This is a genomic window from Methylobacterium variabile, from assembly GCF_001043975.1.
In the GTDB taxonomy this organism is placed as follows: Bacteria; Pseudomonadota; Alphaproteobacteria; order Rhizobiales; family Beijerinckiaceae; genus Methylobacterium; species Methylobacterium variabile.
Genome location: NZ_LABY01000072.1, coordinates 1 through 8,440, shown reverse-complemented (window position 1 = coordinate 8,440; position 8,440 = coordinate 1). Strand labels below are relative to the sequence as shown.

General features: G+C 60.7%; 12 protein-coding genes. 5 read left to right on the top strand and 7 right to left on the bottom strand.

Annotation, left to right across the window (positions count from 1 at the left end; translation table 11 throughout):
• Nucleotides 1-380: 380 nt before the first annotated feature.
• The 3 genes from VQ02_RS36975 to VQ02_RS39080 all read right to left on the bottom strand — a co-directional run bounded on the left by VQ02_RS36975 (nucleotide 381) and on the right by VQ02_RS39080 (nucleotide 1,773).
• Nucleotides 381-848, bottom strand: a complete 468-nt coding sequence (locus VQ02_RS36975) for a hypothetical protein (RefSeq protein ID WP_157080594.1) — start codon at nucleotides 846-848, stop codon at nucleotides 381-383.
• Nucleotides 849-997: 149 nt separating this feature from the next.
• The gene (locus VQ02_RS11685) at nucleotides 998-1,639 is read right to left on the bottom strand and encodes a ParA family protein (protein ID WP_048444367.1); all 642 of its coding nucleotides are present in this window, start codon (nucleotides 1,637-1,639) and stop codon (nucleotides 998-1,000) included.
• A 38-nt stretch (nucleotides 1,640-1,677) separates the two neighbouring features.
• Nucleotides 1,678-1,773 (bottom strand): recombinase family protein, encoded by a 96-nt coding sequence (locus VQ02_RS39080; RefSeq protein WP_245239702.1) that lies wholly within the window; start codon nucleotides 1,771-1,773, stop codon nucleotides 1,678-1,680.
• 920 nt (nucleotides 1,774-2,693) lie between these two features.
• Here VQ02_RS39080 and VQ02_RS36970 point away from each other — a divergent pair.
• The gene (locus VQ02_RS36970) at nucleotides 2,694-3,236 is read left to right on the top strand and encodes a hypothetical protein (RefSeq protein ID WP_157080593.1); all 543 of its coding nucleotides are present in this window, start codon (nucleotides 2,694-2,696) and stop codon (nucleotides 3,234-3,236) included.
• A 12-nt stretch (nucleotides 3,237-3,248) separates the two neighbouring features.
• Here VQ02_RS36970 and VQ02_RS11680 read toward each other — a convergent pair whose 3' ends face one another.
• Nucleotides 3,249-3,908: a recombinase family protein gene (locus VQ02_RS11680; protein ID WP_048444366.1), complete on the bottom strand. Its 660-nt coding sequence runs from the start codon at nucleotides 3,906-3,908 to the stop codon at nucleotides 3,249-3,251.
• 555 nt (nucleotides 3,909-4,463) lie between these two features.
• On the opposite strand from VQ02_RS11680, the gene VQ02_RS36965 reads away from it, so the two are divergent.
• On the top strand, nucleotides 4,464-4,622 hold the full coding sequence (locus VQ02_RS36965; RefSeq protein ID WP_157080592.1) for a hypothetical protein: 159 nt from the start codon (nucleotides 4,464-4,466) through the stop codon (nucleotides 4,620-4,622).
• Nucleotides 4,623-5,107: 485 nt separating this feature from the next.
• On the opposite strand, the gene VQ02_RS38125 is transcribed toward VQ02_RS36965, so the two are convergent.
• Nucleotides 5,108-5,257: a hypothetical protein gene (locus tag VQ02_RS38125; RefSeq protein WP_167350725.1), complete on the bottom strand. Its 150-nt coding sequence runs from the start codon at nucleotides 5,255-5,257 to the stop codon at nucleotides 5,108-5,110.
• Nucleotides 5,258-5,466: 209 nt separating this feature from the next.
• On the opposite strand from VQ02_RS38125, the gene VQ02_RS11675 reads away from it, so the two are divergent.
• Nucleotides 5,467-5,982, top strand: a complete 516-nt coding sequence (locus tag VQ02_RS11675; RefSeq protein ID WP_048444365.1) for a hypothetical protein — start codon at nucleotides 5,467-5,469, stop codon at nucleotides 5,980-5,982.
• Nucleotides 5,979-6,248 (top strand): hypothetical protein, encoded by a 270-nt coding sequence (locus tag VQ02_RS11670; RefSeq protein WP_048444364.1) that lies wholly within the window; start codon nucleotides 5,979-5,981, stop codon nucleotides 6,246-6,248. Before VQ02_RS11675 ends, VQ02_RS11670 begins: the two co-directional genes overlap by 4 nt.
• Nucleotides 6,249-6,686: 438 nt before the next feature.
• Here the strand turns inward: VQ02_RS11670 and VQ02_RS36960 are convergent, their stop codons facing one another.
• Nucleotides 6,687-7,151: a hypothetical protein gene (locus VQ02_RS36960; protein WP_157080591.1), complete on the bottom strand. Its 465-nt coding sequence runs from the start codon at nucleotides 7,149-7,151 to the stop codon at nucleotides 6,687-6,689.
• A gap of 74 nt (nucleotides 7,152-7,225) precedes the next feature.
• Here VQ02_RS36960 and VQ02_RS11665 point away from each other — a divergent pair, with 74 nt between their 5' ends.
• A complete protein-coding gene (locus VQ02_RS11665) occupies nucleotides 7,226-7,474 on the top strand; it encodes a hypothetical protein (RefSeq protein WP_048444363.1) in 249 nt (82 codons plus the stop codon).
• Between the two features lie 7 nt (nucleotides 7,475-7,481).
• Here VQ02_RS11665 and VQ02_RS11660 read toward each other — a convergent pair whose 3' ends face one another.
• Complete coding sequence (locus VQ02_RS11660) at nucleotides 7,482-8,300, bottom strand: hypothetical protein (protein ID WP_157080590.1); 819 nt, start codon at nucleotides 8,298-8,300, stop codon at nucleotides 7,482-7,484.
• Nucleotides 8,301-8,440: the final 140 nt, after the last annotated feature.

Genomic DNA, 8,440 nt, shown 5'->3' with positions numbered 1-8,440 from the left:
TTACTATGGGCTCCTCGCCCGATTGCTAACCTGCTCATGAGTCCTCGACCCTCTCGGGCCGTAGGCGCGCACGCGCGACCGCACGCCAACCAAAATTCGTCGACGAATTTTGGTTGGGCCTTGCAGCCGGAATGTCGAGGGCTTAGACTCCGAGTGCTTAAGTCGAAGATCTGCCCCCTCGTGGGGTTGCAAGAGGCCGGGCCCTGCAAGGCCCGGCCTCTTCGCGTATGCGCTTACGACATCATCAATCCTGTGCCCCGGCACCGAAGCCGGGCCTAAGGCCCAGGTTCGCACGGATCGGCAGGACGGCGCAATCCCCGATATTCACACTTATTAACAAAAATGATGCAAGCTTTCATCATTCTATAATTGTTGCAAGCTCACTTCTTGCGTCTATCGTATTTTTTTGCAACTAGATCAATGCCTTGCTCGATAAGCTCGGCGATTGAAAGTCGAGTTTCGCCTGCAAGGCGCCGCACGATGTCGTGGTGATCCGCCGAGATCCGCGTCGCCAGGGGGGTCCGATCGGTGCGCCGCAGGCTGCGGCCATCGACTCGGCCGTCGACTCGGCCCGAGGTTGACCGACCCGTGAGATCTCGCGTGCGCTCTTGCCGGGGAGGCTGTTGGCGAGGGGTATCCTCCTCCTCGTTGTCGAACTCGGGCTCAAGAACGAGATCGGCGGTGACAGGCTCAAGCTCGGGCAGGGGATCAGCGGCGACGGGCTCGGCGGGAGCTTGGGGCTCGGAGTCCTTCTCGATGCGGATGGGCGCCAGTGACGATTCAATGGGCTGGGGCTCTGCCGCCGCGGCCTCGGGCTCCTGGTCTACCGTAGGCGGCTCGACGGGCACCGGATGTGTCGCCGATCTCGCAGCCAGTGCTGCTACCTCAGCAGCGACAAGGGCGTCGAGGTGTGCCCTTGCACTCGCTTTCCTGTCGATCGCTTTTTTTGCCACCTCTTACCCCTTGAAAAAACGAGAGAACTCTTTGGTTTCAAAATCTAGTTGCAAGCTTCCATCATTTTTTTGATGGTGTCGGCAAGCGCCTCGTACTCCCGCACGGCCGCGGGAAGCGCGACCGGGTCCCCGTCCGAGATCGCGTCCGAGATCGCAGCACGGGCGCCGATAGCGGGACCCACCGGCTCGCCGAGGACCGCCAATGTCTCTGCGAGATCGCGACCGGAGAGCGTCCGGCGGTCGACGCGGCTCGGTACGACCAGGGTGAGAGGTCGACCATGTGCGGCTCGTTGATGACGAGCGAGCGCTACGGTTGGCGCCGCCCCGCGCGAGTCGAGCAACCCCGCTCCGACCGGGATCACAACGAGGTGGGCGAGGCCGAGGGCGGCGCCGTAGGTCGGGCCGCGGACGCCGGGCGCATCAATCACGGCGATGTCGTGCTCGGCTGCCGTGTTCTGAATGGCGACGATCCAATCCCCGATGTCCTGGTCCGCGTAGAGCGGGATGGCGACAACAGAATAGGGCAGCCGCCCGAGGCTGCCGATCGCCGCCGCATGTCCCTCCGGATCGGCGTCGATGAGCACGACTCGCAGGCCACGCCGGGCGTAGACCGCGGCGAGGTTGATTGCCGTCGTCGTCTTACCAACGCCACCTTTAGTTGATACCAACGCGATGATTTTTAACATGTTTTTCGTTCACCGCGAGAGATAGAAGCTAGAAGCTATCATACTGATGGCATGGCTGTCAGTACGCGCGAGACCTGAACGGCTGACCACCGGCCGCCCCGCACGGTCGGGATGCCGCGGGTGTCGAGAGCCATCGCGATTTCGCGCAGGCTGGCAGCGTCGGTGGCGCGGATCTCGGCGATGACTGGCACGAGGTCGGTAGCGCGCCGAGACGCTTGAGCCCGCCGAGCCGTCGCGCTCGCCACACACCCCTTGGCGCTATCGACAGAGAAGATTGCCCCGATCGCCCCCGAGCTTCGTCCCACGTGCTCTGGCGGGGGCCAGCGCCGCCGTCGTAAGGGCCGAGACCATCACGTCTTGTATTCGGCGAGGGTGCGTTATGTTGCTATTTTGCAACACAAAAACCGGATTGCCTGGGCAACCCGGTTATTCATCGCATCTTCACTGGCGTCTGAGTTGACGGCTTCACCGTTTCGTGAGACATACGAGCGTGGCCTTTCTCTGCCAAGAAAGACCATCCACCATCCGCCCTGCCAAGGCGGGTCCCAAAACGCCCTAACCAGAAAGGGGGTGAAACCTAAATGCTCAACGCCTTCATTGGCCTGCTCTACGTGCTGCTTGGCCTGTCGTACATCGCTGGCTTCCTGCTCGGAGCCACCCACTAACATCAACCAGTCACCGGTCCTTATGGACCCTCTCACCTCTGGTGCGGCTGCCATCCGCATCAGGGGTTTTTTCGTGCTTGGTTCCTAGCCGGACCATATGGGGTCGGTTGACACCGTGTCAACGGAAATCTCATACTTTCTGGGCATCTATCTTTTAAAGATGCGGTTTTTAGGGTTGACATAGCCAAGGTATGCCCGCCCTCGGAGGATAGTTTGTGAAAAAGCCTCGTTTGCCCTTCGACCGGTTTATGATCCCAGAACCAATTCCGACCCCGGAGCGGGAGAGCGAGCCTCCAGCTAGGGTCCCTATTCCCTCAATCGAAACCCTTTCGTTCATCCCCCCCCTACCCCCACCCACAGACGATCCAGGCCCAGATCCAACTGAGCCCGTGATCGCAGTGCTCACGGAACGAACGCTTGATCGGGTTCTCAGCGATGGAGGAACGGCCGCTTGGACACTCAATCGCTCAGTCGCGCGTCGGCACCGGTATGTCGTTTGCGTTCGAAGTGCCCCCTTCACATCGAAGAGCGAAGATGCGCCACCACACGGATCGGCATTTTTGATAGGACGAATACAAGACATAGTTACTGCGCCGGAAAATAGTAAGAAGTGGCTTATAAGATTTAGTAGCATTTCACCTATATTATTTCATAATTCATGGAAAAAATGGAGAAATCCAGTAAAATATACAAGCCTTGAAGAACTCGGAATAACAGGTTCACACAAGTTTTTTTCAGTTAGATCTTTGAGAGCTAGAAATAATTTAATAAAATCTAATCAGAGTGTTCCTTCTAAGAGTGTTCCTTCTAAGCAAGAAACTTCATTTAATGATATTCAAATTCAGAAAAATGCGATCGAAGATGCCAAGTCCAAGCTTGCAAATGTTTTCGGAGTTTCTGTCGATGCAATCGAAATTAACATCAAATTATAAAATACATTCATACTAAAGAATGGTGATGATGCGCCGTACTTGGACGGCGCTCCAACGGCCGCCCCGCACGGTCAGGATGCCGCGGTCGTCGAGCGCCGCCGCGATCTCGCGCAGGCTCGACGCACCGGCGGCACGGATCTCTGCGATGATCGGCGCGAGATCCGCGGCACGGCTGGTAACGCGGGTCTGTACTGCGATGGCCGCCTTGGCCCTCGCCTCGGGGGAGACGGTGGCGCCCCGATCTCCCCCAAGCTTCACCCCGCGGGCCTTGGCCGCAGCGAGCGCGGCCTTGGTCCTGGTCGAGATGGCGCGACGCTCTTCGTCGGCGACGAGAGCCATGATGCCGACCGTCAGCCGATTGGCGTGAGGGTTGTCCGCGGCCACGAATTCGATGCCCGCCTTCTCCAACCCGAGGAGGAAGTGGGCGTCGCGACTCAATCGGTCAAACTTTGCGATCAAGAGCTTCGCTCCGTGGAGGCGGCAGAGGCGCAGAGCTTCTGCGAGCTTCGGGCGATCCGCGCGCTTGCCGCTCTCCACCTCGACGACTTCGGCGATGAGCGTCCAGCGCCCGCCGGTGAGATAGTCGGTGACCGCCTTGCGCTGCGCCTCCAAGCCGAGACCGCTGTCGCCCTGGCGCTTGGTGGAGACGCGGAGGTAGCTGACGAACCGCATCCGTTACAATCCAATCGACGTTCGTTGCTTCAGATGTAACAGCAACCGGCGGTCGTTCGTCAAGAACTGTTCTGCGCTTTTTCTGTGGTTCACCAAGATTAACTAAAGGTTCTTCAGCGGATCAAGCTCGACATGTCGACGATCTGGGCGAATTCGATCGCGAATTTCGCAAGCTCGGCTTCAAGTCTCGACGTCTAGGAGCCCCAGCCCGGGCCCGATGAACTTGGCGACGGGATGATCCCCTATGGGTTGCGAACAGCCCCTTGCATGGTCAAGCTTTCCGGGCTTGAGCCCGAAAATCCCCAGGCCCGGACCGATGAACTTGAGCGTCAACAGAGCGGCAAGCTGACGCAGGGTACAGGTTCACGCTCCTCTTAGATGTCGTTCCGTACCGTTCCTTGCCGTTCCCAACCGTTCCTTACCGATCAGAGCACTTCGTTCCTCCGATCGTCGTGCTGGGACACAGATGGGGATAATGGTTGCGCATCTTCTGAAAATTTGGATAGATCCCGAAGGGATGTCCCACCACACCAATTTAATGGAGTGGTGCGACCTATGCCCCGTGATATCAAGTCGAAAGCGACGAACCCCAAGGTGTCGTTCAAGCTCATGTTCGGCTTGATCGAAGGGAGCGGTGACGGCGTGCTCGGGATCATCGCCGTCGTTTTGATAGTGTTTGCGGTGCTGCTTGCCCATGGCTACGGGGTGTTGTGAACCTCTGGTCCAAAGCCGTTTTCCAGTATCGACGATCTGGCGCATTGGAAGCGGGTTGAGGTCGACGCTCAAGATCACCAAAGCCCGCGAGCCAATCCGGCGAGAACGGCAACGACGACAACGAGCATCGCCCCGATCGCAATGGGCCCCTCGGCTTCGCCCGACACGATACCCCAGATCCGCAAGACCAAGCGATGCTTTGTAGGGCGGCGTCGAGACATAGGCACAACTCTCCATTGATCGATCGATCATTGAAGAGGGCGGCATCCCTTCGGGATCTTCGCTGAAATTCGTGACGGAGTGCAAGAGCCCCCCACGTAAAAACCGTCAGGACCAAGACAGCTTCGCCCGTCGCGCAAACGGTCGCTCTCGCACGAGATCGTCGCGCCCCGTCTCGAACCGTCGCAATCCGTCGCCGTTCGTCACGGCAAAGAGTGCGGGCCGAGAGGTCCTGCGTCAGCATGCCGCTCGACGACAAACTCGCTTCAGGGCCGCGAGAGAAAGCCGATCAGGAAATCCCCGTGCCCGACCAGGACGCCGCGCGCATCCCGCGCGATCCGGCGCCGGGTGATCGACTGGCGCTCGATGTAGCCGATGATCTCTCCGCGCCGGTTCCGGATTGGCTCGCGCGACATTTGGCTCTCCAAGCGGCATGATAAATACAGAGACAACAACTACATTGTCTTGAAAAATGAACACAAGAAAAAAAATCCTGAATTCACCCATCACCCCACGAATTCTCTGTGACCGTCTACAAATGTGCGGGTCCACGACCGCAGACGGGTGGACCCACTACTGCCGCAGTGCCGGATGTTGCCGATGCAGGTCGTGGCGCGCACGGACGATGGGCGAGAGGATCGGCCAGTGGGCCGATGGCCTAGGCGGCCATCGTGTGCGCTCGATCGTCATGACGACGCGCCGGTGTAGCGATCCCGACGACGTGCTCGATGCGGTGGCCGACGTGCGCCGTCGCGCCCGGCAGATGCTCGATCGGCGGCAGCGCGAGGACAGCGAGCGCTGGGGCGGTCTGCGGCTGTGGGCCGTCGCCATCCCCGCCTACGCGCGGGGCGAGTGGACAGCCACGATCACCGGCGTGGTCGATCTGGCTAGGGCCCCCGAGGTCGCCGTCGAGGATGCCTTGAGCAGCGTCACCGCAACGCGAATTCGCGCGCTCGCAAATCCGCTCCTGGCCCGAGACGTGCGGGCCCACATCGTCCGCGCGATCTCGACGACGGCGACCATCCGCGAGGCGGGCCCCGATGGGGTCGCCGAGTGGTACTCGGCCGTCGATAGGGCGGGCGCAGGAGGCTGGCGCGCGATCACGTGGGCACGTGGGTGCCGAGCGGGGGCGGATCGATGACCCGCCGGACCAGGACGATCCGGGAGGGCGACGCCAAGCGCGCCGCGGCCCGCGCCGCCAAGGCTACGTCCGCGATGGCCGATGAGACGGCCCGCCACCGCGTGGCCATGCAGGACATCGCGGCGCGACGATCGGAAGCCGCGCTGCGGCCTGATGCAGCGGTCCGCGCCGCGGCGCTCGCCCGCGTGGCGGCAGCCGCTGCCAAGGAGCAGCAGCGACATCAGGCCAAGACCAAGTCGATCAAGACGATGAACAACAAGAAGTAAAACATGAAGTTCCAGAATTTATACCTACTACACGAGCGTATCGCCCGCATCCCGCGTGATCCTCACGGACCTATCCTTGATCGTCTAGAGCACGTCGTCAAGATTAAACCGCCGATTGGCGAAGACGACTATGATCGTCTCGCCGATGCTCGGGAGTGGTGTCGGGAGCATGTCGACCACGATCGAGGACATCTATGGTCTTGGCGTCGAGTCGTTGAGACGGATGCAGTCGAGGTATCTTTCTCATGCGCGTTTGAGGCTGTCATGTTCAAGATGGTCTTTGGATAAATTTCCATAGAAATGGCATTGGGGTCTTTCTCGGAAAGCCCCTGGACCATCATCTCTGTGGTGGCCGATATGTACTCCGGTAGTTTCTCGGCGCCCGCGGCTACATGACAATGCCAGCTACGGGGGGGTCGCCGAGTCTTTTCGTCGATTTTAAGTCCGCGCGTGCCGCCCGACGATGACCATCCGGTCGGCATCAGGGTCGCGCGGGTCGAGGTCTTTGGTCGTGTAGGACGACCATCCCATCAGATCGTTGATGGGCTTGACTGATATTGTCCGCTTTCCGGGCGCAGAACACCAAATTTCTTTTATCTTCTGTGCGAACATTTTTTTGTTGTCTTCCGGCACGCGCCACGCTAAATGCACGTGCAAGTTGTTATTTTTATTTTCGACACAACCTATATAGGTTGTGCGCCGCGCAGGTGGGCGTTGGTGGAAATAGGCACCGTAAAGTCGTCGATCGAGGAAGCCGTGCAGATGGTCAAGATCTGCCGCGACTTTTTCAAGAACGACTTCGTACCCGCGCATGTGGTTGTTATAGGCGAGCGTCACCGCGTAGTCCGGCTGCAAATCTCGGATCGCGAGCGCCCAGTACTGGCGATATGCGTCGGGTGTCATCAAGTGCATGTCAAGATTTACTTCGGCGATATATGCTGAAAAATCTGTCCTAAACTCATAGGTTGTATGAAATCATGTTGATCGCCTTGGACGTGCATCTGATCGACCGGCGCCGCGGGCGCGTCCAGGTTGAGGACGGGCGGACCCTGCGGGTCGTCGCCAGCGGCGATCACCACGGGCGCCCATGCTCGACCATTGTCGCCAGCTATGCTGTCGCGCTCGACGACGACGGCGCCTACGCCATCGACGCGACGCGCATGACGGCGCACCCGCTCGGAGCGGTGGCGTCGTCGATCATGGGGGGCGGGGTGGTGGTGGAGTAGCTGGGCGTCAGCGACCCTCCGCCGATCGCGATTCGGGCGCTGCCTGCGCCGCTGCTCTGCCTCCCGGTAGCCTTTGCGCCGGTGCCGCTGGCCGCTGGCCGTTCTTAATGAGTCTTTGAGTATTCGTGGGTTTCGCAAATTTGCACCCACTCCCCCGAGGGGTGGATGACTGCTTGAGACGCAGCCAGGATGCCCACTCGGCCGAAACGATGCGAACGATATTGGTGTCGGACCGCGTGGCGGTCAGACGGCGCTCCTCGACCGTCAGGAGGCCGTGCGCCCGGGCTTCGCGGAGGGCGTTGCGCACCACGGTCTCGCACACGCCCGCCAGGGCAGCGATTTGGCCGATGGGTAGGCGGCAGTCGCCCCTGGCCTGGGCCTCAGCCGCGACGACGGAGAGGGCCGCAATCTCGCCGGGCGTGTGGCGGGCCGCCAGGGCGGGGGACAATCGCCCGGATGCCGCCCACCGGCGGCGGCGCTCTAGGCTCTCCTGCGATCGCGGCGCCGATCCACGACGCGCCGCCGCCTGCGATGCGCGGCGCCGATCGGCCGTAGCTCGTTCCTCGGCCGCGTCCTGGGCATGAGTGGTCAGGATTTGCTTGCGTGTCTCGAACAGCGCGGAAAGCGCCGTGGCCTCCGCCTCGACGATGAGCCCGGCGCCGTAGGCCCGCCACATCAGTTCGTCGAGCGCCTTGACCTTCTGGATCGTCGTTGCGCCTTCGAGCGCCCGCCGGATCTCGGCTGTCGTCTTGTACTCGACGACGGCGACGCTTGCAGTATCCGCGCCTGTACTATGGGCTCCTCGCCCGATTGCTAACCTGCTCATGAGTCCTCGACCCTCTCGGGCCGTAGGCGCGCACGCGCGACCGCACGCCAACCAAAATTCGTCGACGAATTTTGGTTGGGCCTTGCAGCCGGAATGTCGAGGGCTTAGACTCCGAGTGCTTAAGTCGAAGATCTGCCCCC

Coding starts and splice junctions, on each gene's coding strand:
- VQ02_RS36965 (WP_157080592.1), top strand. CDS start 4,464: ATGCCCCGTGATATCAAGTCGAAAGCGACGAACCCCAAGGTGTCGTTC.
- VQ02_RS11675 (WP_048444365.1), top strand. CDS start 5,467: ATGGGCGAGAGGATCGGCCAGTGGGCCGATGGCCTAGGCGGCCATCGT.
- VQ02_RS11670 (WP_048444364.1), top strand. CDS start 5,979: ATGACCCGCCGGACCAGGACGATCCGGGAGGGCGACGCCAAGCGCGCC.
- VQ02_RS11660 (WP_157080590.1), bottom strand. CDS start 8,300: ATGAGCAGGTTAGCAATCGGGCGAGGAGCCCATAGTACAGGCGCGGAT.
- VQ02_RS38125 (WP_167350725.1), bottom strand. CDS start 5,257: ATGTCGCGCGAGCCAATCCGGAACCGGCGCGGAGAGATCATCGGCTAC.
- VQ02_RS39080 (WP_245239702.1), bottom strand. CDS start 1,773: ATGGCTCTCGACACCCGCGGCATCCCGACCGTGCGGGGCGGCCGGTGG.
- VQ02_RS11685 (WP_048444367.1), bottom strand. CDS start 1,639: ATGTTAAAAATCATCGCGTTGGTATCAACTAAAGGTGGCGTTGGTAAG.
- VQ02_RS36960 (WP_157080591.1), bottom strand. CDS start 7,151: ATGACACCCGACGCATATCGCCAGTACTGGGCGCTCGCGATCCGAGAT.
- VQ02_RS11665 (WP_048444363.1), top strand. CDS start 7,226: ATGTTGATCGCCTTGGACGTGCATCTGATCGACCGGCGCCGCGGGCGC.
- VQ02_RS11680 (WP_048444366.1), bottom strand. CDS start 3,908: ATGCGGTTCGTCAGCTACCTCCGCGTCTCCACCAAGCGCCAGGGCGAC.